Source organism: Curtobacterium sp. PhB137, from assembly GCF_003814955.1.
Taxonomy (GTDB): Bacteria; Actinomycetota; Actinomycetes; order Actinomycetales; family Microbacteriaceae; genus Curtobacterium.
This window is the reverse complement of record NZ_RKQO01000005.1, coordinates 19,889-41,895: the sequence shown is the minus strand read 5'-3', so window position 1 is coordinate 41,895 and position 22,007 is coordinate 19,889. Positions and strand designations below refer to the sequence as shown.

General features: G+C 71.0%; 22 protein-coding genes and 2 tRNA genes. 6 read left to right on the top strand and 18 right to left on the bottom strand.

Annotated features, from left to right (window positions below; all coding sequences use genetic code 11):
* Nucleotides 1–24: 24 nt before the first annotated feature.
* From EDF28_RS06870 to leuC, 4 genes are all read right to left on the bottom strand, one after another.
* Entirely contained in the window at nt 25–798 is a 774-nt protein-coding gene (locus EDF28_RS06870; protein ID WP_123294848.1) for a 1-acyl-sn-glycerol-3-phosphate acyltransferase, read from the bottom strand.
* A 119-nt stretch (nt 799–917) separates the two neighbouring features.
* Nucleotides 918–2,285 (bottom strand): UDP-N-acetylglucosamine 1-carboxyvinyltransferase, encoded by a 1,368-nt coding sequence (murA, locus tag EDF28_RS06865; protein WP_123294811.1) that lies wholly within the window; start codon nt 2,283–2,285, stop codon nt 918–920.
* A complete protein-coding gene (leuD, locus tag EDF28_RS06860) occupies nt 2,285–2,881 on the bottom strand; it encodes a 3-isopropylmalate dehydratase small subunit (RefSeq protein ID WP_111086049.1) in 597 nt (198 codons plus the stop codon). The genes murA and leuD overlap by 1 nt, the downstream gene beginning before the upstream one ends.
* Nucleotides 2,881–4,341 (bottom strand): 3-isopropylmalate dehydratase large subunit, encoded by a 1,461-nt coding sequence (gene leuC / locus EDF28_RS06855; protein WP_123937672.1) that lies wholly within the window; start codon nt 4,339–4,341, stop codon nt 2,881–2,883. Before leuC ends, leuD begins: the two co-directional genes overlap by 1 nt.
* A 167-nt stretch (nt 4,342–4,508) precedes the next feature.
* On the opposite strand from leuC, the gene EDF28_RS06850 reads away from it, so the two are divergent.
* Nucleotides 4,509–5,576 carry an FUSC family protein gene (locus EDF28_RS06850; protein ID WP_123937671.1) on the top strand — a complete coding sequence of 356 codons (1,068 nt, stop codon included), beginning with the start codon at nt 4,509–4,511 and terminating at the stop codon, nt 5,574–5,576.
* Between the two features lie 186 nt (nt 5,577–5,762).
* Here EDF28_RS06850 and EDF28_RS06845 read toward each other — a convergent pair whose 3' ends face one another.
* The 13 genes from EDF28_RS06845 to EDF28_RS06785 form a co-directional block, all read right to left on the bottom strand.
* On the bottom strand, nt 5,763–6,368 hold the full coding sequence (locus EDF28_RS06845) for a histidine phosphatase family protein (RefSeq protein WP_123937670.1): 606 nt from the start codon (nt 6,366–6,368) through the stop codon (nt 5,763–5,765).
* Nucleotides 6,365–6,754: a fluoride efflux transporter CrcB gene (gene crcB / locus EDF28_RS06840; RefSeq protein ID WP_123937669.1), complete on the bottom strand. Its 390-nt coding sequence runs from the start codon at nt 6,752–6,754 to the stop codon at nt 6,365–6,367. The genes EDF28_RS06845 and crcB overlap by 4 nt, the downstream gene beginning before the upstream one ends.
* Nucleotides 6,751–7,194 carry a CrcB family protein gene (locus EDF28_RS06835; RefSeq protein ID WP_123937668.1) on the bottom strand — a complete coding sequence of 148 codons (444 nt, stop codon included), beginning with the start codon at nt 7,192–7,194 and terminating at the stop codon, nt 6,751–6,753. Before EDF28_RS06835 ends, crcB begins: the two co-directional genes overlap by 4 nt.
* A gap of 136 nt (nt 7,195–7,330) precedes the next feature.
* On the bottom strand, nt 7,331–7,738 hold the full coding sequence (locus EDF28_RS06830; protein WP_123937667.1) for a RidA family protein: 408 nt from the start codon (nt 7,736–7,738) through the stop codon (nt 7,331–7,333).
* 67 nt (nt 7,739–7,805) lie between these two features.
* Nucleotides 7,806–7,881 (bottom strand) — tRNA-Glu (locus tag EDF28_RS06825).
* A gap of 35 nt (nt 7,882–7,916) precedes the next feature.
* Nucleotides 7,917–7,989, bottom strand: a tRNA-Glu gene (locus EDF28_RS06820).
* A 372-nt stretch (nt 7,990–8,361) separates the two neighbouring features.
* Nucleotides 8,362–8,997 carry an MBL fold metallo-hydrolase gene (locus EDF28_RS06815; protein ID WP_123937666.1) on the bottom strand — a complete coding sequence of 212 codons (636 nt, stop codon included), beginning with the start codon at nt 8,995–8,997 and terminating at the stop codon, nt 8,362–8,364.
* Between the two features lie 141 nt (nt 8,998–9,138).
* On the bottom strand, nt 9,139–10,173 hold the full coding sequence (locus EDF28_RS06810) for a LacI family DNA-binding transcriptional regulator (RefSeq protein WP_123937665.1): 1,035 nt from the start codon (nt 10,171–10,173) through the stop codon (nt 9,139–9,141).
* Between the two features lie 21 nt (nt 10,174–10,194).
* Entirely contained in the window at nt 10,195–10,665 is a 471-nt protein-coding gene (locus EDF28_RS19190; protein WP_185094168.1) for a hypothetical protein, read from the bottom strand.
* A gap of 5 nt (nt 10,666–10,670) precedes the next feature.
* Complete coding sequence (locus tag EDF28_RS06800) at nt 10,671–11,483, bottom strand: carbohydrate ABC transporter permease (RefSeq protein ID WP_260154811.1); 813 nt, start codon at nt 11,481–11,483, stop codon at nt 10,671–10,673.
* Between the two features lie 95 nt (nt 11,484–11,578).
* Nucleotides 11,579–12,556, bottom strand: a complete 978-nt coding sequence (locus EDF28_RS06795) for a carbohydrate ABC transporter permease (RefSeq protein ID WP_123938095.1) — start codon at nt 12,554–12,556, stop codon at nt 11,579–11,581.
* 156 nt (nt 12,557–12,712) lie between these two features.
* Nucleotides 12,713–13,996, bottom strand: a complete 1,284-nt coding sequence (locus EDF28_RS06790; RefSeq protein ID WP_123937663.1) for an ABC transporter substrate-binding protein — start codon at nt 13,994–13,996, stop codon at nt 12,713–12,715.
* 246 nt (nt 13,997–14,242) lie between these two features.
* The gene (locus tag EDF28_RS06785) at nt 14,243–14,782 is read right to left on the bottom strand and encodes a ricin-type beta-trefoil lectin domain protein (RefSeq protein ID WP_185094167.1); all 540 of its coding nucleotides are present in this window, start codon (nt 14,780–14,782) and stop codon (nt 14,243–14,245) included.
* 189 nt (nt 14,783–14,971) lie between these two features.
* Here EDF28_RS06785 and EDF28_RS06780 point away from each other — a divergent pair, with 189 nt between their 5' ends.
* On the top strand, nt 14,972–16,291 hold the full coding sequence (locus EDF28_RS06780; RefSeq protein WP_123294822.1) for a glycosyltransferase: 1,320 nt from the start codon (nt 14,972–14,974) through the stop codon (nt 16,289–16,291).
* Between the two features lie 241 nt (nt 16,292–16,532).
* Here the strand turns inward: EDF28_RS06780 and EDF28_RS06775 are convergent, their stop codons facing one another.
* The gene (locus EDF28_RS06775; protein ID WP_123937661.1) at nt 16,533–17,825 is read right to left on the bottom strand and encodes a glycosyltransferase family 2 protein; all 1,293 of its coding nucleotides are present in this window, start codon (nt 17,823–17,825) and stop codon (nt 16,533–16,535) included.
* Between the two features lie 182 nt (nt 17,826–18,007).
* Here EDF28_RS06775 and EDF28_RS06770 point away from each other — a divergent pair, with 182 nt between their 5' ends.
* The 4 genes from EDF28_RS06770 (at nt 18,008) to EDF28_RS06755 (ending at nt 21,997) form a co-directional block, all read left to right on the top strand.
* Nucleotides 18,008–18,232 (top strand): hypothetical protein, encoded by a 225-nt coding sequence (locus EDF28_RS06770; RefSeq protein WP_123937660.1) that lies wholly within the window; start codon nt 18,008–18,010, stop codon nt 18,230–18,232.
* A 131-nt stretch (nt 18,233–18,363) separates the two neighbouring features.
* Nucleotides 18,364–19,278 carry a beta-1,6-N-acetylglucosaminyltransferase gene (locus EDF28_RS06765; protein WP_111086034.1) on the top strand — a complete coding sequence of 305 codons (915 nt, stop codon included), beginning with the start codon at nt 18,364–18,366 and terminating at the stop codon, nt 19,276–19,278.
* Complete coding sequence (locus EDF28_RS06760; RefSeq protein ID WP_123294825.1) at nt 19,275–20,819, top strand: lipopolysaccharide biosynthesis protein; 1,545 nt, start codon at nt 19,275–19,277, stop codon at nt 20,817–20,819. The genes EDF28_RS06765 and EDF28_RS06760 overlap by 4 nt, the downstream gene beginning before the upstream one ends.
* Nucleotides 20,816–21,997 carry a glycosyltransferase family 4 protein gene (locus EDF28_RS06755; RefSeq protein WP_123937659.1) on the top strand — a complete coding sequence of 394 codons (1,182 nt, stop codon included), beginning with the start codon at nt 20,816–20,818 and terminating at the stop codon, nt 21,995–21,997. Before EDF28_RS06760 ends, EDF28_RS06755 begins: the two co-directional genes overlap by 4 nt.
* Nucleotides 21,998–22,007: the final 10 nt, after the last annotated feature.

Below are 22,007 nucleotides of genomic sequence, written 5' to 3'. Positions count from 1 at the left end.
GGACGATCGTCGTGCGGGCGGAGGTCACTCAAACCGGCCGGTCTCCTTCTGGTTGTTCGCCGCCGGGTCCCAGCGGGTCTTCGGGGCCTGCTCGCCACGGAGCTGCTCGAGCAGCTCCGTGATGCGCTGCATGAGCAGCTCGGTGGCCTCGGTCAGCATCTGCTGGTCGATCGGCCGGCCACGGTAGGCGGACAGGTCGACGGGGTCGCCGACGATGACGTCCACGCGCGACCGCGGGAACAGGCGGAGCTTGTTCGAGTAGCGCGCCATGATGCCCTGCGTGCCCCAGTGGGCCATCGGGATCAGCGGCACGTCGTTCTCGAGCGCGATGCGGACGGCTCCGGTCTTGCCGCGCATCGGCCAGAGGTCGGGGTCGCGGGTGAGCGTGCCCTCGGGGTAGACGATGATCGCCCCGCCCTGCTCGATGAGCGATCGCCCGCCGCCGAGCGGGTCGCTCAACCGGGTGCGGCCGGAGCGCTCGACCGGGATCTGGCCCATGCCGGACATGAGCTTGCCGAAGACGGGCACCTTGAACAGCGAGGCCTTGGCCAGGAACCGCGGGGCCCGCCGACTGATGTAGACGGCGGTGCCGACGACCAGCGGGTCGATGTTCGTGAAGTGGTTCGGCGCGAGCACGAAGGCACCGTCCGCCGGCAGGCGGTTCGGGCCGTACCAGTGGTAGTTCGACGAGAACCGGAACGTCGGGATGACGATCGACGCCACGATGCGGAACGCGGGGTTGAGCTCCCCACGCTTCCACCGCCGTCCACGCACCGGCAGGCCGGTCGCGACCTGCACGGCGGACGCACCACGGGCCTCCCGGCCATCGCCCTGGCCCGACGGGCCGTCACCCGGACGCGACGGACCGTCACCCGGACGCGACGGACCGTCACCCGGCTGCGGAACCGACACCGCGACTAACCCGCGAAGTCGAAGTCGGCGCCCAGCTTCCGCAGCTTCGGGATGAAGTGCTCGTAGCCGCGGCTGATGATGCCGACGTTGGTGATGTGGGACTCGCCGTCGGCGGTCAGCGCCGCGATGAGGTGGCTGAAGCCACCGCGGAGGTCGGGGACCCGGACGTTCGCCGCGTGCAGCGTCGTCGGACCGGTGATGACCGCGGCCTGCTCGAACGGACGGCGGGCGACACGGCGGTCGTGCCCGGGCAGCCCCTCCTTGTGGACGACGATGTCGGCGCCCATCTCGTTCAGCGCGTCGGTGAAGCCGAAGCGGTTCTCGTACACGGTCTCGTGCACGATGCTCTGCCCCTCGGCCTGGGTCAGCGCCACGACGAGCGGCTGCTGCCAGTCGGTCATGAAGCCGGGGTGCACGTCGGTCTCGATGACGACGGGCTTGAGGGTGTCGCGCTCACGGTAGAACCGGATGCCGTCCTCTTGCACGTCGAAGCCGCCGCCGACCTTGCGGAAGACGTTGAGGAACGTCATGAGCTCCTGCTGGTTCGCGCCCTCGACGAAGATGTCGCCGTCGGTGGCGAGCGCGGCGGAGGCCCAGCTGGCGGCCTCGTTGCGGTCGTTGATCGCACGGTGCGTGTAGCCGCGCAGCGACTCGACGCCCTCGATGAAGATCACGCGGTTCGGCTCGACGGACACGATCGCGCCCATCTTCTGCAGGATCGCGATGAGGTCCATGATCTCGGGCTCGATCGCCGCGTTCCGCAGCTCCGTGACGCCGGTCGCCAGGACGGACGACAACAGGACCTGCTCGGTCGCGCCGACGCTCGGGTACGGCAGCTCGATGGACGCGCCCTTCAGCCCGTTCGGAGCCGTCAGGTGGATGCCGTTGACCTGCTTGTCGACGACCGCACCCATCGCGCGGAGCGCGTCGAGGTGGAAGTCGATCGGGCGGTCGCCGATGCGGCAGCCGCCGAGGTCGGGGATGAACGCCTCGCCGAGCTTGTGCAGCAGCGGGCCGCAGAACAGGATCGGGATGCGGCTCGAGCCAGCGTGGGCGTCGATCTCGGCGAAGTGCGCCGACTCGACGTTGGCCGGGTCGAGGATGAGCTCGCCTCGTGCAGGATCGGTGATGCGCACGCCGTGCACCTCGAGCAGCCCACGGACGACCTTGACGTCGGAGATGTCCGGGACGTCCTTGAGGATCGACGGGGTGTCACCGAGCAGCGACGCCACCATGGCCTTGGTCGCGAGGTTCTTCGCCCCGCGGACCTCGATGCGCCCCACGAGCGGCTTGCCCCCGCGGATGACGATCTCGTCCGACTTGAGGCCCACGCGCGCCCCTGCGGCCGCTGCGTCCTGTACGAGAGAGTTCACTACTTCACCGGCAATGTCTTCGGCCGCCAACTGGAGCGGCGGGATTCGAACTCCGTGATCGAGGTCTCGTCACGGAGGGTGAGCCCGATGTCGTCGAGCCCTTCCATCAACCGCCAACGAGTGTAAGCGTCGATCTCGAAGGGGACGTCCACATCCCCGAGCGACACGCGCTGCGCCACCAGGTCCACGGTCGCCGACACCCCCGGGTTCCGCTCGATCTCGGCCCAGAGCCGCTCGACTTCCGATTCGGTCACGATCGCGGTGACGAGGCCCTGCTTGCCCGCGTTGCCCTTGAAGATGTCGGCGAACCGGGGCGAGATGACGACCGCGAAGCCGAAGTCACGCAGTGCCCAGACCGCGTGCTCACGGGACGACCCTGTGCCGAAGTCCGGGCCGGCCACCAGGACCTTCGCGCCCTGGTACTCGGGCTGGTTCAGCACGAAGTCGGGGTCCTGGCGCCAGCCGGAGAACAGGGCGTCCTCGAAGCCGGTCTTCGTCACGCGCTTGAGGTAGACCGCGGGGATGATCTGGTCGGTGTCGACGTTCGACCGCTTGAGCGGGGCGGCGATGCCGGTGACGGTGGTGATCTTGTCCATCAGAAGGTCCCCTCGGTGGTGTTCGCTGTGTCGGTCACGTTCGCCAGTGCGTCGTCGGTCGCCAGGTCCCACGGGCTGGACAGCGTGCCGCGGATCGCGGTGGCGGCGGCGACGAGCGGCGACACCAGGTGGGTGCGCCCGCCCTTGCCCTGGCGCCCCTCGAAGTTGCGGTTCGACGTGCTCGCGCAGCGCTCCCCCGGTGCGAGCTGGTCGGGGTTCATGCCGAGGCACATCGAGCACCCGGCGAACCGCCACTCGGCGCCGAACTCCTTGATGACGACGTCGAGCCCCTCGGCCTCGGCCTCGAGCCGCACCCGAGCGGACCCCGGCACGACCATGACCCGGACGCCGTCGGCCTTCTTGCGGCCCTGGATGATCGACGCGAAGGCCCGCAGGTCCTCGATGCGCGAGTTCGTGCACGAGCCCATGAAGACCGCGTCGACGGCGATGTCCTTCATCGGGGTGCCGGCGGCGATGTCCATGTAGTCGAGGGCCCGCTGCGCAGCGGCCTGGTCGTTCGGGTCTTCGAAGTCGAGAGGCGAAGGCACGTTCTCCGACAGCGAGACGCCCTGGCCGGGGTTGGTGCCCCAGGTGACGAAGGGCTCGAGGTCGTCGGCGTCGATGAAGACCTCGGCGTCGAACACGGCGTCGTCGTCGGTCGCCAGGGTGTCCCAGTACGCGACGGCGTCGTCCCAGTCGGAACCGGTCGGGGCGTGGTCGCGGCCCTGCACGTAGTCGTAGGTGATCTGGTCGGGGGCGACCATGCCGGCGCGGGCACCGGCCTCGATCGACATGTTGCAGATCGTCATCCGGCCCTCCATCGAGAGCGCACGGATCGCGGAACCGCGGTACTCGAGCACGTAGCCCTGTCCGCCGCCGGTGCCGATCTTCGCGATGACCGCCAGGATGATGTCCTTCGCGGTCACGCCCGGACGCAGCGTGCCCTCGACCGTGATCGCCATCGTCTTGAAGGGCTTCAGCGGCAGGGTCTGCGTCGCCAGCACGTGCTCGACCTCGGAGGTGCCGATGCCGAACGCCATGGCCCCGAACGCCCCGTGGGTGCTGGTGTGCGAGTCGCCGCAGACGACGGTGATGCCGGGCATCGTCAGGCCGAGCTGCGGGCCGACGACGTGCACGATCCCCTGCTCCTTGTCGCCGAGGGAGTGCAGGCGGACCCCGAACTCCGCGCAGTTGCGGCGCAGGGTCTCGATCTGGATCCGGCTCGTCGGGTCCGCGATGGGGCGGTCGATGGCGAGCGTCGGGGTGTTGTGGTCCTCGGTCGCGATCGTCAGGTCCAGCCGGCGCACCGGGCGGCCTGCCTGGCGCAGGCCGTCGAACGCCTGCGGGCTCGTGACCTCGTGCACGAGGTGGAGGTCGATGTAGAGGAGGTCCGGGTTCCCGTCCTCACCCTTGACCACGACGTGGTCGTCCCACACCTTCTCGGCGAGCGTCCTACCCATGAGCTCGACTCCCTCGTTCTCGTCGTTGCGCCGCGACCGCGGCACGATCAGGCGACTCTACCATTGGTATACCAACGCGTCGTCGCGTTCTCCACGTGGTGCGACGGTCGACCGGGAGGCCCGTGGCGACTCCGCGACACCCGTCGCGGTGGGAAGATGGTCGGGACATGACGACACCTGCGCACTCGACCCGGACGATCAACCTCGAGGGCGCGGTACGCGCAGCGATCGCGGGTGGTGCACCGCTGGCGCTGCTCATCGCCCTCGGGATGCCGGGCTACGCCGCGTTCGCGATGTTCGCCGGGTTCACCGCGATCTTCGGGGCGACCGAGCCCTACCGGCAGCGCGCCGTCACCACGGGCGTCGCGGGCGCGCTGCAGACCCTGTGCATGTTCGCGGGCATCGGCGTCGCCCTGCTCGGCTCCCCGCTCTGGTTGCAGGCGACCGGGCTCGTCGTGGTGCTCGTCGTCGCGGTCTGCACCCTGTCGACCCTGCGGACGATCCCCGCGCAGCCGATCTTCCCGGTGTTCGCGTTCGTGGTCTCCGCCCTCGTGCCGCTCAGGCCCGCGGACGTCCCGCTCGTCGCGACGATCATCGTCTGCTCGGTCGTCTGGGCCTGGCTCGTCGCGATGTCCGGGTTCGTCATCCGGCACGTGTGGCACCCGCGCGCCCCGCACCGGTTCCGGCCGCTGGCGCCGCTCAAGGAGCGCGGCTTCGGCATCCTCCGCACCGCCGCGCTGTGGGAGACCGTGGCGCTCAACGTCGTGGGGTCGCTCGTCGCCGGCGGGGTGGCGTCGACCATCCCCTGGCTCGGGCACCCGTACTGGGCCGTCATCGCGGTGGTGTCGACCCTGCCCGCCCTCCGCCAGCGGCACACCGTGATCCGGGCGTTCCAGCGCTTCATCGGCACGATCGGCGGCACCGTGATCGCCGTCGGGATCCTGCTGCTCGAGCCGTCGGCGTGGTGGATCGTCGTCATCGCCGTCGTGGGGCAGTTCTTCGCGGAGATCTTCGTCGCCCGGAACTACGCCGTCTGCCTGCTGTTCCTGACGCCGCTCGCCCTCGCCGTGTCGTGGCTGAGCCTGCCCGAGGCCCCGGAGCTCCTCGCGCTCGACCGGGTCGCGCAGACCACCCTCGGTGCGCTCGTCAGCGTCGGGCTGTTGTTCGTGGGGCGCGCGATCGAGCGGCGGCGCGGCCGTGCCCTCGGTGCCACGAGCGCGATCCGTACCATCTGAGGCCGGGAGGCCCGTGGCGGCGTCGCCACGGGCCTCCCGTCCGGTCGTGGGCGCGACCCGGTCGCGAAAGCGACAGATCTCCGCGAACTGTTCGCGCAACTCTGTCGCTCTCGCGGGACTGACCAGCCGAGGTGGCGCGGAACTGTCGCTCTCGCAGACCGCACCCACGGACCCGCGGCCGGCAGGTCAGTCGCGGGGCTGGATGTTCCAGGCGTCGATGACCGGGCGGCCGTGCTCGTACCCGAGGACGCTGACCGATGCGGTACCGAGCTTCAGTACGGCACCGTCCTGCGGCGCGAGCCGGATCCACGCGGCGCCGAGGGCACGCAGCACGTGGCCGTGCGCGACGAACACGGCGTCCTGGCCCTCGGCGAGCACCGGACGAGCGCGGTTCAGGATGCGCTCGACGCGGACCCGGACCTCGGCGGCGTTCTCACCGGGGGTGTCACCGGCAGGTACTCCATCGGTCCAGAGGTCCCACGGCCCGTGGCGCAGCACCTTGATCTGCGGGGTGGTGAGCCCTTCGTACGCGCCGTAGTCCCACTCGTACAGGTCCTCGTCGAGCTCGGGGTCGACGCCGATCAGGTGCGCGGTGTCGCGGGCACGCTGCAGCGGACTCGACAGGGCCAACGCGAACGAGCGGTCGGCCAGGTACCGGCCGGCGCGCTTCGCCTGCTCGACACCGTTGTCCGTCAGCGGGATGTCGGTGCGGCCGGTGTGCTGCCCGCTCTTCGACCACTCCGTCTCTCCGTGACGGACGAGGACGAGTTCGCCGGGGCGTTCCGAGGTCATGAGTTCCTTCCGATCCAGAGGCCGAGCGCAGCTGCGCCGACCGAGACGACGAGCATCCCGAGGCCGTGCAGGACGGCGAGCCGGGGCTTGCCGGATCGGAGGAACTGGACGGTCTCGACGCTCGCCGTCGAGAACGTCGTGTACCCACCCATCATGCCCGTCCCGAGCACCGCGACCGCCGGGAGCGGGATCGTGCCGGCCTGCCCGAGGCCGGTGAGCAGGCCCAGGACGAGCGATCCGGACACGTTGATGAGCACGGTCCCGAGCGGGAACCCGGCAGTCCGCGAGCGGGACGTGCGCGCCTTGACGAGGCCGTCGAGCAGGAACCGGAGCGCTGCTCCGACTCCCCCGCCGACGGCGACGAGCAGCAGGTCGAGCGGGTTCACGACGCGCCTCCGTCCGGGCCGGTCGGACGCGGTCGGAGCCGCCCGGCGATCAACACCCCGAGCGCGACGGCGCCGAGCCCGAGGACGACGGACAGCAGCGCGTACCCGCTGCCCGCACCCCACCGGCCGACCTCGAGCAACTGCGCGGTGTCGTCGGCGAGCGTGCTGTACGTCGTGAAGCCGCCGAGCACGCCGGTGCCGACGAACAGCCGGAGCGTGCGGCGCCCCTCGACGTCGGGCCCACGCATCGCGAGCGCCTCGAGCAGGAGCCCGAGACAGAAGGCTCCGACGACGTTGATCGCGAGGATCACCCAGCTGATGCCGTCGTGGCCGGGGAACGCCTCGGCGAGCAGTGCGCGCATCGCGGTCCCGATCGCGCCGCCGAGTGCGACGAGGGCCAGGAAGCGCCAGCGGAGGTGCGGCGGTCGCGCATCGGTCATCGGTACTCCTATCGCCGAGCACGCCGGATCGTCTCCGCGCGTGCGGTGTTCTCGGGATAGGGACCGTTGGCGCTTCGTGCGCGGTTGGGTCCGGCAGGCCCCACTGCCGGGTCTGATGACCCGTCCAGCGTACTGCTCAGTCGGCGACGGCGGCGATCGCCTCGACCTCGACGAGCTGGTCGTCGTAGCCGAGGACGGTCACGCCGAGCAGCGTGCTCGGCACGTCGTGGTCTCCCATCGCGGCGCGGACGACGTCCCAGGCGGAGACGAGGTCCTGCTGCTCGGTCGTCGCGACGAGCACCCGCGTCTGGACCAGGTCGTCGACCCCCGCGCCGGCGGCTGCGAGCGCCGTCCGCAGGTTCGCGATGCACTGCGCGGCTTGCCCGGCCACGTCACCGACGGCGACCGTCGCGCCGTGCTCGTCGAGCGGACACGCCCCCGCGAGGAACACGAGCCGTGTCCCGGCCGCCACGGTGGACGCGTAGGCGTACTCCGCGACGTCACTGAGCGCTGCGGACCGGATGAGCTGGACGGCACTGGACACGGAATCAGCCTGGCACACGACGACGAAACCCCCGGCGAGCCGGAGCTCGTCGGGGGTTTCGTGGTGCTGGTGACCCCAGCGGGATTCGAACCCGCGTTACCGCCGTGAGAGGGCAGCGTACTAGGCCGCTATACGATGGGGCCGCGGCTGTTGTCGGACTCGGAGCATGTCACCTGGGTGACCCCAGCGGGATTCGAACCCGCGTTACCGCCGTGAGAGGGCAGCGTACTAGGCCGCTATACGATGGGGCCGTTCCGACAACTCGACAAGTATTGCACAAGCCGCGCATCGCGCCAAAACGAGGCGTGTCGCCCGGGTGTGCCGCCATGCCGCGCCCGGCATACGGCGCTCGCTGCGCGTGCAGATTCCGACAGAACACCGGTTGAACGACGCGCGCTCTGTCGCAACATGCACACGCATCCGTTGCGTGCGCATCGAGCGACGAAACACGCGTCGAACGACGCGCGCTCTGTCGCAACATGCACGCGCATCGGTCGCGCGGCCGTGGACGCGACCGCCCATCGGACGGGAGGCCCGTGGCGGGCCCGCCACGGGCCTCCCGTCCGACCGCGCGCACGTCCGGGGCCGCGCTTCGTGAGCAGGAATTGTCGCGCCCCGCGCGGTCAGACCGTGAGCGACTCCCCCGGCCGCAGGATCTCGAGCACGCCGTGCGGGGCGAGCGCCTCGCGGAGCCGACCGGTGTGCATGCCGTAGCCGATGTCGGAGAGCGTGGCCTCGTGGATCGGGTAGGCGCGGGCCGGGGCGAGCGCGGCGACGTAGTCCATCATCTCGGCGACCTTGAGCCACGGGGCACCGACGGGTGCGGCGAGGACCTCGACGGGCACGCCCGGGTCGGTGTACGAGTCGCCGGGGTGGAAGAGCGTGCGGTTCACGAGCACGCCGGTGTTGTCGACGATCGGCACCGAGGAGTGGATGAGCTGGTGCCGCGTGCCGTGGAAGTCGAGCTCGAACGGGCCGACGGTGCGGTGGTCGCCGTCGGTGACTACCTCGACCGCGATGCCGGACTCGGCGAGCGCCGCGCGGACGCCCTCGGGGCCGAACACGACGGCGTCGGGGTTGGCGGCGAGGATCCGGTGCAGCTGCTCGGGCGTGACGTGGTCGGGGTGTTCGTGGGTGACGACGACCGCGACGACCCCGGTCGCGTCGACGAGGCGGGTGAAGTTGCCCGGGTCGAGCACCAGGCGGGCGTCGCCGTCCGACAGGATCTGGCAGGCGTGTTCGAGCTTCGTGACCTCCATGCGGGCGACGCTACCCGCGGCGGGCCGGGCGGGCTCGGGCGGGGGCCGACTCGGAACGACGTTCCTGTTGTCGTGCGACATCGGGATCGTCGTTCCGAGTCGAGTCCGCCACGCCGCCACGCCGCCACGCCCCACACACCCTCACCCCGGCGGCGGCCCCGTCGTCCCCCGCACCACCAGGTGCGCCGGCGCCGCGACGATCGTTCCGGCAGCGCCGCCGTCGACCTCGGCGAGCACGGCCCGCGCCGCTGCGCGCCCCTGCGCCTCCGGGTCCTGTGCCACGGTCGTCAGGCCCACGGTGGCGCCGTACTCGTGGCCGTCGATCCCGATCACGGAGACGTCCCCCGGCACCGACAGCCCGGCCTGCCCAGCGGCGAGGAGCACCCCGAGCGCCATCTCGTCCGAGGCGCACAACACGGCAGTCGGACGATCGGGCCCGGCGCCAGCACCGGCGCCGGCACCAGCGCGCCCGCCGAACAGCGCGTTCCCCGCCGCCAGCCCGCCGGCGAACGAGAACCGCCCGTCGAGCAGCCACCGGTCCGGCACCGCGTGTCCGGCGGCCCGCATCGCGTCGACGAACCCGTCCCGCCGCAGGTGCGGCACCGCCACGTTCATGCCGGCCTCGTCCTGCCCGCCGACGTAGGCGACCCGTCGGTGTCCGAGTCCGCACAGGTGGTCGACCGCGATCCGGGTGACGGCTCGGTCGTCGACCCCGATGTTCCGCAGGCCCGGTGCGGGTCCGCCGATGACGATCATCGGGTGCCGGGTGAGTTCGAGCTCGGCACGCTCGGTCGCGTCCAGCACCAGGGACAGCAGGACGAGGGCGTCGACACGGTGCCGCAGCATCGAGCGTCGGAACGCCCGGTCGCGGTCGCCGCCCGGCCCGCCCAGGTTGTAGAGCACGAGGTCGTACCCGGCCCGACGGAGTTCTGCGTCGACGCCGCCGAGTGCCTTGACGTAGAACCACCGGTCGATCACCGGGACGACGACGCCCACGGCGCGCTGCCGCCCGGTGGCGAGGCCGGCCGCCGCCGAGCTCGGGACGTACCCGAGTTCGTCGGCGACCCGACGCACCTCGTCGATCGTGGTCTCCGCCACGTTCTCCATGCCGCGCAGCGCTCGCGACACCGTGGACTTGGACAGTCCCGTGACGGTCGCGATCTCCTGGATCCCCATCGATGCGACCCGGGAGGCCCGTCAGCCGTCCGTACCGTGTGTCACGCCCGCCGGACGGTCGGCTGCAGTGCCGGGGACTGCTTGCGCGACGGCCGCTGCGGTCCGGCGCGCTCGGTGCGGTGCACGACGACCCGCTGGTGCGAGCTCGTCCCACCCGCTGTGCTGGTGCACCCGCCCGTCCGCCGAGGGCCGTGGCTGACGACGGGTGTCGTCACCGCGAGCGGTGCGGACGGGGGCGACGGCAGGAGCGGCACCGATGCCGTCGGTGGCCCCGTCGACGACCGCGTGGCGGCGGAGTACCCGCACCCGCCACCGGTCGAGCGACACGACCCCGAGCACGCAGACCAGCAGGGTGAGTGCCCAGCCGAGTGCCGGTCGACCGGTGACCTCGCAGAACACCGTGGCGCCGAGGAACAGGATGCCGAACATGCCGACGAACCCGATCGCCTCTTCGATCCGGGCCGTGGGCCGGGTGGGTCCGCGCTGTGCCATGGTCGTCAACCCTTCACGCCACCGGCGGTGAGGCCGGCCACGATGCGTCGCTGGAAGATGAGGACCAGGATGACGAGCGGGATCGTGACGATCGTGCCCGCGGCCATGACCGCCGTGTACGGCTCCTGGTGCGGAACGCTTCCCTGGAATCCTGCTATCGCGACTGTCACGGGCTGCGTCGCGTCGCTTGAGAGCTGCGAAGAGATCAGGTACTCGTTCCAGCTCGAGATGAACGCCAGGATCGCCGTCGTGAACACCGCGGGGGCGGCGAGCGGCAGGATGATCCGCCGGAACGCCTGCACGCGGGTGCAGCCGTCGATGCGCGCTGCTTCCTCGAGGTCCCACGGCATCTCGCGGAAGAACGACGCGAGCGTGTAGACCGTCAGCGGCAGCACGAACGAGATGCTCGGCAGGATGAGCGCCTGGTAGGTGCCCATCCACCCGATGTCCGTGAAGAGCTGGAACAGCGGGGAGATGAGCGCGACGCCCGGGAACATCGACGCTGCCAGGATCGCGCCGGCGATGAGCGACTTGCCGCGGAACTCGAGGCGGGCGAGGGCGTACGCCGCCGTCGTGCCGACGAGCAGGGCGATGATCGTCACGACGCCGCCGATGAGCAGGCTGTTGGCGAGCGCCCGCCCGAGGTGGTTGCCGAGCGCCGTGGAGAACGCCGTCGCGTAGTTGTCGAGCGTGACGTGCGTCGGCCACGGGGTGGCGTCGAACGTGAACCCGACGTCGCGGAAGCTCGTGACCACCATCCAGTAGAAGGGCAGGAGGCACCACACGGCGATGACGATCGCCTGCACGGCCGTGCGGATGCGGGGGCCGGTATTGCGGCGGACGCGGACGTCGGCACGGTCGACGGCGCGGTCGCGTGCTGCTGCGGAGGACCGGGGGCGGTCGGCTGCGAGGGTCACTTGAGATCACCCTTCTGCTGGGCGGCCTGCGTCTGGACGACGTTGGCCCCGAGGAACCGGACGAAGACGAAGGCGACGATGAAGATCACCAGGAAGGTGATGGTCGACAGTGCCGACGCGGAGTTGAAGCCCTGCCGGATCTGTTCGACTACCAGGATCGACAGGGTCGTGGTGGCGTTGCCGGAACCACCGCCGCCGCCGGTCAGGATCTGTGGCAGGTCGTACATGCGCAGCGCGTCGAGCACGCGGAACAAGATGGCGACCATCAACGCGGGCTTGATGAGCGGGAGAGTAATGAGCACGAAGCGCTGGAACGTCGAGGCGCCGTCCATCTTGCCGGCCTCGTAGACCTCTTCCGGGATCAGCTGGAGCCCCGCCAGGATGAGCAGTGCCATGAAGGGAGTGGTCTTCCAGGTGTCCGCGATGATAACTGCCCACCGTGAGGACCACTCACCGCTCGTCCAGAGGATCTGGTGCCCGAGGACGTGGTTCAGGACGCCGTTCGCGTCGAAGATGAAGTACCAGAGTTTCGCGGTTACGGCGGTCGGGATCGCCCACGGCACCAGGATCGCGGCACGGACGAGCGCGCGGCCCTTGAAGTTGCGGTTCATGATGATCGCCATCCACACGCCGATGGCCGTCTCGAACGCCACGGTGACGACCGTGAAGAAGAACGTGTTGCCCATCGACACCCAGAACTGGGAGCCGAGGCTGCCGGGCGGGCACGTGACGTTGCCGCACTGCTGGCCGAGCCAGTGCGCGTAGTTCGTGATGCCGGCGAAACCGCCTTCCACGAACAACTGCGTGGTCTTGTCGAGGCCCTGGTCGAGCTGGAACGACTGGATGATCGCGCTGATGACCGGGTAGCCGATGACGATCGCGAGGAGCAGGATCGTCGGGCCGATGAGGTACACGGCCCACCGGCCGTGCTCGGCGTTGAGTCCGCCCTTGCGCCGTTGGCGCTTCGGTTCCATGCCCGTCGGGTTGGGGATGGCTGTGGGGATCTCGGTTGCTGCTGACACGTGTCGGCCTCCTTGCCGGGGGTGTCGGAACGCAAGTAGGGGCGGACTGGAGGCACGTGCCGGGATGGCACCGTGCCTCCAGTCCGATGCGGCGTGCGCCGCGTGTCGCTAGCTGCTGGTCGCCGACTTGAGGGCGTCCTGCATGTCCTTCATGGCTTCGTCGACCGACTTCGATCCCTTGAGCGCCGCGTAGGTGTTGTCCTGGATCGCCTTCGTCACCGCCGGGTAGAACGGCGTGACCGGCCGCGGCTCCGCCGACTCGATCGACTTGAGCAGCGTCGGCAGGTACGGCAGCTTCGCCGTCAGCTCGGAGTCGGTGTAGAGGTCACCGACGACCGGGGCGAGCGAACCCTGCGTCGCGAAGAACTTCTGCGTGTCGTTCGAGATGAGGAACTCGAGGAAGTCGTGCGCCGTCGCCTTGTGCTTCGAGTACACGCTGATCGCGGCGTTGTGGCCGCCGAGCGTCGAGGCGCCGGTGCCGTCTGCACCCGGGATGGGCGCGATGCCGAACGTGTCCTTGACCTTGCTCGAACCGTCGGTCTTCGCCAGGTTGTAGACGTACGGCCAGTTGCGCAGGAACAGCAGCTTGCCGGCTTCGAACGCCGTGCGGCCCTGCTCCTCCTGGTACGTGATCGCCTCGGCCGGGATGTTCCCGTCCTTGAACGCGTCGACCAGGTTCTGCAGGCCGGCCTTGGCGTCCGAGGTGTCGACGTCCGGGTCCCCGCTCTTGCTGAGCACCGAACCACCGGAGCCGTTGATCGCCTCGGAGGCGTTCACCGTCAGGCCCTCGTACTTCGCGAACTGCCCGGCGTAGCAGCCGATGCCCTTGTCCTTCGCGATCTGGCAGTCGGCCATCATCTCCTTCCACGTGGTCGGAGGCGTCTTGACGAGGTCCTTGCGGTAGTAGAGCAGCGCGCCGTCCGAGGTCTGCGGGGCGGCGTAGAGGGTGTCGTTGTAGGTCGCGGTCTTCACCGTGGCCGGCAGCAGCTTCGAGGTGTCGATCTTCATGTCACCGGTCAGCGGCGTCAGCCAGCTCTTCGCGGCGAACTCGGCGGTCCAGACGACGTCGACGTCGACGACGTCGTAGTTCGCGTCCTTGGCCTGGAAGTGCTGCACGAGGTCGTCGTGCTGCTGGTCGGCCTGGTCGGACTGCTCCTTGAAGGTGACCTTCTCGTCGGGGTGGGCCTTGTTCCACTTCGCGATCAGCGGGCGGACGACGTTCGAGTTGTCCTTGCCCTGCACGTACGTGATGGGTCCGCGGCTGTCCTGGCCGCTCTTGGCGTCGTCCGAACCGGCGCCGGAGCTCCCGCTCGAGCAGCCGGTGAGCACGAGGCCGATGACGGCGACCCCGGCAACGGATGCGAACCGCACCCTGGAGCGTGTTGTCTTCACAGCGTTGTCTCCTCATTGAGATCACCAGGGGGCATCGATCGGGTTCGACGACACTGCCCTGGAGCAGGCGCCGCTGCCTGCTGGTGGAGGAAGCTACGCCCGCCGCAGGGGTTCCGCAACCGGTTGCATCGGTTCCGTGACCTGAGCGTGACCTTGGAAGTCCCGGAGACTTCCTGGGTGAGCGCTCACAACGAAGGCGCCCTCGCAAACCGTGAAGAGGGCGCCTTCGAAGAGAGGCGAACTCGCTCAGCTGTAGGTGCCGGCGCCGTAATCCGACCATGCCTGGAGATAGCCGCCGTCCTGGGATTTGGCAATTATGACCCGTCGTCCCACTTGAAGCGTACCGGCGGCCATCACCCGCCCCGACGAAGCGTTGACAAAGCCATTGTTCTTGGCTGCCAGCCCGTACCTCCATTGCTGCCTTGCACTGCCATCAACAGGCTGCATCGTGAACTTCGCGCCAGCGCTCTGCGAGTCGGAAGTCAGAACGTAGCTCTTTGAAGTCTTCGAGACGCTCGCAACGTTGGTGAGCACGATCACGTTGCCGTAGGAAAGCTGGAACCATTGCTGCGCCTTGGTGTTGGCGCACGTGGTGGTAACCACCGCCGCCCCCTTGCCGGTAGAGGTGAGGCACAACTTCGTGCCGGTCGAACTGAGACGAGTCAGCTGGTAGTAGTAGGTCCTTACCGAGGCCGACGCCGATTGGGCGGGTACGACCACACCCACCGCTGCCATCGCGGCAACTACCAGGGCCGCGAAACGGACTGATCGCGTGCGCTTAATCATGTGCTTCTCCCTTGAACCACGCAGGAGACACACCGTCCCCCGGACTTCATCCCACTCCTTCATGCCCAGGGCGGCCCCTCATTCGACTGAAGGTGTTCACAGCTTCACCACTGCGGAACTCCGCATGAACACCGCCACTGGGGTCCCGCGCCGTTGTCCGCACCCACGGCCCCACGTAGCGTCCACGACATGGCCACCCTCCACACCGCCGACACCGTGCCCGCACCGCGCCGTGTCATCGGCGTCGACCTCGACGCCCCGCTCCCCCGTCTCGTCGCCGACGAGACCGGCGAGTCCGCCATGGTGATCGGCTACCGCGGCGGCCACCCCACCGGCACCCTCGACGTACTGCTCACCGACGACCCCGCAGACGCGGCCCGCGCCCTCGAGGCGCTGCAGGAGACCGTCCTGGCCGACGTCCCTGCGGTGTCCGACGACGACCTGCCGACCATCTCGGTCGTCGTGTCCACGATCGTCGACCGCGTCGAGGACCTCGGCAAGCTGCTCGACGTCCTCGAGCACCTCGACTACCCGCGGCACGAGGTCATCCTCGTCGACAACCGCGTCCGCGTCCCCGCCGGCGACGCGCTGCCCGCGATGCTCGCCGGGCGGAACGTCCGCCTCGTCGAGGAACGCCGCCCCGGTCTGTCCGCCGGACGGAACGCCGGTGTCGCCGCCGCGACCGGCGACGTCATCGCCTTCACCGACGACGACGTCCGCGTCGACCCGCAGTGGCTCCGCGCCATCGGGTCCCGGTTCGTCAGCGAGCCCGGCTTGGACGCCGTCACCGGCGTGATCCTGCCGAGCGAGCTCACCACCCCCGCCCAGATCTGGTACGAGGCGTACTACGGCGGGTTCAGCGCCGAGCGCACCTTCTCGCCCGTGACGATCGTCCCGGACGACGTGCAGGGCACCATGCGGCACGCCCGCGTCTCGGCGGTCACCCCGTCCGGCGAGGTCCTCAAGCACTTCGCCGTCTACGGCATCGGCGCGTACGGCGCCGGCGCGAACATGGCCTACCGTCGCACCCTGATCGAGGCCGTCGGCGGCTTCGACCACACCCTCGGCGCCGGCTCCCCCGCCCGTGGTGGCGAGGACCTGGCGATGTTCATCGAGACGCTGTGGCGCGGCGGGAAGATCGGCTTCGAGCCCCGCGCGGTCGTGCACCACCGGCACCGCCAGACCATCGAGGACCTGCACAAGCAGCTGCACGGCAACGGCGTCGGCTTCACCGCGCTGATGTTCGCGCTCGCCGCGAAGGACAAGCGGCACGTCGCCGTCCTCGCACGCCTGATGCCGCTCGCGGCGAAGGTCAAGTCGAAGCAGATGCTCTCCCGCCTGGCCGGACGCCGGGACGCCGCGACCGAGGTCACCAACGACGCCTCGACCACGCGCATCCCGAAGACCCTGGCGTACCACGAGCTGCGCGGGTTCCCCGCCGGCCCGGCCGCCTGGTTCCGCAGCCGACGCCGCTGGCGCGACGTCGAGGCCGGCCGCTTCCGGCCGTAGTCGCGCAGCGTGACGGACGGGAGGCCCGTGGCAGTGTCGCCACGGGCCTCCCGTCCGTTCGTTGTCGGGTCCGACCGACGCGGTACGACACTCGCGATGTCGCACGACGTCGAGGACGTCGCCCCCACGCGCACGCAACCGTTGCGCACGCAACAAGCGACAAGACACGTGTCGTACGACGACCGTCTTGTCGCAAACCGGGTGCGGCGACCCCGCCCAGCCGCGCCCGGCGCCCGGCGCCTCAGCGCGCGGTCAGCCGCCCGGCCAGGTACCGCCACGGCCCACCCAGCGCGGCCGTCAGCTCGGCGCGCTTGAACCCGCGCGTCGCCTCGGTGAACTCGGCGTCGACGGGCCAGCCGCCGCTCGCGTCGACGGGGCGCTCGTCGGCACCCTGCCCGAGCGCACCGAGCCGGCGGAGCGCGCCGGCCGCACGCCGCAGCACCGCGAACGCCGTCGAGGGCCGCAGCACGAGCTTCGTCACCCAGGCGCCGAGCCCGGTGCCGTAGCCGATCGCCTGCGAGCGCAACGCGGCACGGTCCTTGCGGTGCTCGTGCCAGACGACGGCCGAGGGCTCCACGGCGAGCGCCCCACCGGCGAGCAGGACGCGGGTGAACAGGTCGGGGTCCTCACCGGCTCGGGCGCGGGTGCCGGGGCCGAGGGCGACGTCGAAGCCGCCGAGCTGGCGGACGGCGTCGCGGCGCACGGACATGTTCGCGCCGGTGCCGAACGCGCCGACGGTGAAGGGGAACAGGGGCTCGTCGACCGGCGGGGCGGACGTGCGGTACACCCGGCGCTCGAGGTTCCGCGCCCAGGTCACCCGCTCGTCGAAGAAGCGCTGCGTGGGGGTGCGGAGTTCGCCGCTGGGGACGAGTCCGGTGACGCACCAGACGTCGGCGTCGCGGTCGTAGGCGGCGGCGATGGCGGCCATCCAGTGGCGGTCGACGACGACGTCGTCGTCGATGAACGCGACGATGCCGCCGGTGGCCAGTGCGAGTCCGGCGTTGCGGGCCCGGGAGACGCCGGCACGTGCCTCGAGGACGTAGTGCACGCGCGGGTCGTCGACGGCGGCCACGACGTCGCGGGTGCCGCTGGTGACGGGGGCGTTGTCGACGACGAACAGCTCGAAGTCGTCGTAGGCGGAGTCGAGGACGGAGCGCACGGCGCGCGCGAGCGCCACGGGGCGCTCGCGGGTGCCGATGACGACGGAGACGCGTGCGCCGTCCGCAGGGGCGTCGACCGGGAGGCCCGGGGCCGGCAACCGGCGCAGGGCCGGTCCCAGCTCGGCCGGGTCCACCGCCCCGCGGTCGTCGACGCGCACGTCGACGAACCCGGCGACGTCGCGGCCGTCGCGCACCATGAGGCGGGCGCGGCGGAAGCCGTCGGCGCCGGCGAGGTGCACGGTGTCGGCGGCGAGCGCTGCGGACCGGTCGACGGCGCCGACCCAGGCAGCTCCGACCCAGGTGGGGGCGTCGGGCGAGGGCATCGCGGGGTCGAGCGTGAGGGCTCGTTCCGCGGTGGTGGTGTGGTCGGTCATGTTCGTCCCGTCGGGCCGGTCTGGTCGGGTGGACGTGGCAATGCTCCGCGCGCGTCGACAGGGGGTCAACCGCGATGCTCGGAGGATGCGGGGAGGCTGCGGTTTGCCGCCACTAGACTCGCGGGAGACGCCGGTCGACCCGCCGGTGCGACCCCGGTCCCCGCCGGACACGAGGAGGACGCATGCCGCTGGCCCGAACGATGGACCGGCTCGGCCTGACCAGGCGTCCACGCCCGACGTTGCACCTGGTTCCGGACCCCGAAGCGTCCGACCTCGTCGTGGTGCACCTCGATGCCGACGACGCCGCGTGCAGCACGTGCGGGCACGCCCAGGCGGCACACGAGCACTACCGTCCGGGCACGGACTGCGCGCTCTGCGACTGCCCGAAGTTCCGCCGCGCCCGCTGACGAGATCCCCCTGACGCGATCCCCCTCGCGACCCCCCTCGATCGGGGGGCGCCTGCGGGAAACCGCCGTTCCCCCGCAGGTGGTCCCGACCTCCCTTGTCGGTGCTGCCGGGCCCGCTTAGCGTCGCGGACATGGCCATCACTCCCACGCCACTCGCGTGCATCGTCCTCGCCCACGAGGACCCGACGCACGTCCGTCGGCTCGTGGCGGCGCTCGACCCGTTCCCGGTGTTCCTGCACTGCGACGCGAGCACCGACGACGACGTCTTCGAGGCGATGACCGCCGGCCTGCCCGAACGGGTGCACGTGCTGCCGCGGATGCGCACCGGGTGGGCGAAGTGGGAGAACGTCGCGGCCGAGGTCGCCGGCTACCGTGCTGCCCTGGCGCAGACGGACGCCACGCACGTGGCGCTGCTGACCGGCAGCGACTACCCGCTGGCCGACGCCGACGAGATCTCGGCGCTCCTGACCGCGAACCCCGGGCGGTCGTTCGTCGAGGCGAAGCCGCTCCCGCACCCCGCGTGGGGTCGCGACGGCGGTCGGTCGCGCGTGCGGTTCCGGCACTGGGCGTGGCGGAAGCACATGCTGCGCCTGCCGGTCCCCCGTCGGGTCCCGCGGGACGTCGTGTTCGGCGGCGGCTCGCAGCTCAAGGTCCTGGCCCGCCACCACGCGCAGGGGGTCGTCGACGTGTTCGACGGGCGCCCCGACCTGGTGGCGTTCTGGGAGCGGGTGTGGATCGGCGACGAGACCTTCGTGCCATCGGTCCTGCTGACCCCGGCGTTCACCCCGGACTTCGCGGACGCCCACGCGGTGCAGCCGCTCTGGTGGATCGGGTGGGACGGCACGAAGCAGAAGAGCCCGCCGTGGCTCGGGATCGAGGACGCCGGCCGGGTGCTGGAGCGTCGTACCGCGGCTGACCAGTCGACCCCGTACGTGTTCGCCCGGAAGTTCTCGACGTCCCGGAGCACCGACCTGCTCGACGTGGTCGACGCGACCTTCGGGCTCCGCACGTCAGCCGACGACCAGCCGGTGGTGGTGGCACAGTGACCGTCCCCCAGACCCGACGCGAGGCGCGTGCGGCCGAGGCGGCTGCGCTGGCGGCACAGCCCGACGACGACGAGCTCGAGGCGTCCGTGCAGCCGGCGGCCCCCGGCGCGCTGTCCACCGACACGGACTCGATCGCCGTCGCACGCGGCTCGTCCGTCCTGTTCGGCCGGGGCCTGCTCTACGTGGTCGTCTGGTCGATGCAGCTCGTCGTGAGCTCGTTGATCTCCCCCGTGCTCGCGCACCTGATGCCACCGGCCGAGTTCGGCGTGCTGGCCTCGGCGATCGCGCTGTACCAGGCCCTGGTGGTCGTGGCCGTCTGCGGCATCGACCAGGCGTCGGTGCTGCAGCGCGCCGAGGACGGCGACGACCGGCGTGCCCGGGGCCTGATGTTCGTCGGCATGGTCACCGCGGTCACCGTCACCGTGTTCGCCCTGGTGTCGATCCCGCTCTGGGGCGACGCCGCGGGCTTCGTCGACCAGCACCCCCTGCTGCTGGTCGCCGTGCTCTGGACCGGGCCCGCCGCGATCGTGCAGCTGTCCCTCGCGCTGCTCGTCGCCCAGGACCGCATCCGCGTGTTCGCCGTGACGAGCCTGCTGTCGTCCGTCGGCGGGTCGATCATCGGTCTCGGGCTCCTCGCCGCCGTGCACGCTGACGCGACCACGTACGCGTGGGGTGGGGTCGTGGCGCAGGGTGCCGCGATGGTCATCGGCATCATCGCCACGAAGCCGCGCGTCCGCGGTCTGTTCGACCACCGCACCACGGTCCGGGCGTTCAAGCTCGGTGTCCCGATCGCGCTCGGCAGCCTGTCGTACTTCGTCCTGAACGCCGGTGACCGGCTCGTCGTGCAGCGTCTGCTCGGTGCCGACGAGGTCGCCCGCTACCAGATCGCCTACGTCGTCGGCTCCGCGGTCATCCTGCTGTTGACCTTCACGAACCAGGCCTGGGCGCCGCACTTCGCCGCCCTCCGCGACGCCGTGGCCCGCCGCCGGCTCGCCATGCACGCCCGGGACGAGCTCTACATGCTCCTCGCCCCCGTGCTCGTCGCCGTCACCCTCGTGTCGCCGGTGGCGCTGCCGATCCTGGCCCCGGCGTCGTACCGGGTCGAGTCCCTCACCGTCGTCGTCTTCGTGGTCGCCCTGACCGCGTTCCCGGTGGTCGCGAGCGGTGCGACCGGCCGGCTCCTGCTGGTCGAGCGCCGCGGCGTGACGGTCGGCGTCATCGGCGCCGTCGCCGGTGTCGTGAACATCGCGGCGAACCTGGTGCTGGTGCCCCTGACGGGCATCGTCGGCGCGGGCATCGCCACGGTCATCGCCTACGCCATCCTCGCCGCGCTGCAGCAGGCCTCCCTGCCGGACCGCCGTGAGTGGCGCGGCCCTCGACGCCGGGTGCTGCTCGCCATCGCGATCGCGATCGTCGTCGCTGCGGCCTCGCTCCTCCCGCCGCAGGACCTGGCGTGGAACATCGTGCGCATCGTCGGCGTCGCCGCGTGCCTGCCCTGGTTCTTCCGCCGCCTGAAACTCGCTCGCGGAGGATCCGCATGACCCGTTCCACCCCCCGTCCGCTGCGTGTCGTCGTCGCCACCAACGGACTCGCCATCACCGGCGGTGTCGAACGCTGCGTCGTCGAGGACGTCGGCGAGCTCGTCGCAGCCGGCCACGACGTCGAGGTGTGGCACCGCGCCGGTCCGGACGGCGACCCGGACGAGGGCCGCGCGGTGTTCGACCGGCTCGGTGTCCGACTGCGCCACGCCCGCGACTACCGCTTCGGCATCCGGACCGCCCCGACGGACGTGTTCCGCTTCGTCCGTGAGGGCCTGCGCCTCCGCCGGTCACGCCCGGACGTGCTGTGGCTGAACCGTCCGGAGTTCCTGCCGTGGGGCCGCGTCGTGTCCTTCGTGTCCGGCGTCCCCCTGGCCGTGCACCTGCACCACGCCCCGAACTACCGTCGGCTCGGCCCGTTCGCCGGCGGCCGGACCCGGTACCTCGCGGTCTCGGCGGCGATGGCCCGTGCGTGGACCGCCGTCGGTGCCCCGCCGGACCGCGTCGACGTGGTCCCGAACGGCGTCGACACCGCGGCGTTCCCCGCCGCCACGCCGGCGAGCACACGCCGAGCACGCGCTGCGCTCGGCCTCGACCAGGACCGCCCCGTGGTGCTCTACTACGGACGGCTCACGCGGTCGAAGGGCGTCCTGGCCCTCCTGGAGGCGTGGGGTCGCGTCCACGCGTCGGCCCGCGTCCTCGTCGGGCCCGGCACACCGCCCGCCCCGGCTCCGGTGCTCGTCCTGGCGGGTGCGCTGTACCCACAGGACGCCCCCGCCGTGCACCGCGCGATCGCCGCGTTGCCCGAGGGATCCGTGGTCGTGGTGCCCGAGCGCGACGACGTCGTCCCCCTGCTGCACGCCGCCGACGTCGTGGTGGCACCCTCCATCGAGCCCGAGGGGTTCGGCCGCGTGGTCGTCGAGGCGATGTCCACCGGACGCCCCGTCGTCGCGGCGGCGTCGGGCGGCACCGCCGAGATCCTCAGCGGCGAGTGGACGCGCTTCACCGTCGACCCCACCGAGACCGCCGCGCTGGCCGACAAGGTCCTCGAGGCGCTGCACGCGGCCGGGACCGAACCGGGACTCGCGGACCGGTGCCGCGCCTGGGTGCGGGACCGCTACGGCCGGGAGCGGCACGTCGCGGCGCTGCTCCGGGCGCTCGAGGCGCACGCAAAGCACTGATGGACGAAGA